Source organism: Vibrio sp. 704, assembly GCF_033339295.1.
This window is the reverse complement of sequence record NZ_JAWOUH010000748.1, coordinates 1-581: the sequence shown is the minus strand read 5'-3', so window position 1 is coordinate 581 and position 581 is coordinate 1. Positions and strand designations below refer to the sequence as shown.

General features: G+C 44.8%; 1 protein-coding gene. It reads left to right on the top strand.

Translation table 11 applies throughout. From position 1 onward, the window contains the following. A partial coding sequence (locus R7R24_RS28885) for an ATP-binding cassette domain-containing protein (RefSeq protein ID WP_318120483.1) occupies positions 1–581 on the top strand: 581 nt, incomplete at both ends.

The window sequence follows — 581 nt, the reverse complement described above, 5'->3', positions numbered from 1 at the left end:
TGTAGGAACCGTACTGTTGGTGTCTCATGATGTGAGTTTCCTGAATGCGGTTACTACCTGCATCTGTGATATCGACTATCAAAAAATCCAGAAATACACCGGCTCATACCACAAAGCAATGGCGCAAAAGCGACACAACAATTCGCTGTTGGAAAAAGAGTACCACGCACAGCAAGCTGAGATTAAGAAACTGGAACAGTTTATTGCGAAAAATGGCGCAGGTGTGAATGCGAGCATTGCGAAGGGCCGTAAGAAACAATTGGATAAAATTGAAAGGATTCAGTTGCATAGAATAGATGCCGTGACTGAATTTGATTTTTCTTATGCGCCTATTGGACATCAAAGTGTTGTTAGTACCGAAGCGTTGAGCATTGGCTATCAAACGCCTTTACTGTCACCGATTGATATCACTATCGCGCGAGGAGACAAGTTGGTGATTGAGGGCTTTAATGGCGTAGGGAAGTCGACATTGCTCAAAACGCTAATGGGGGAGGTGCTGCCACTCTCTGGTGAAATGACGTTTGCACAAGGTCTTAAGATCGGTTATTTCGCTCAAGACCTATCTTGGCGTCATCCGGATC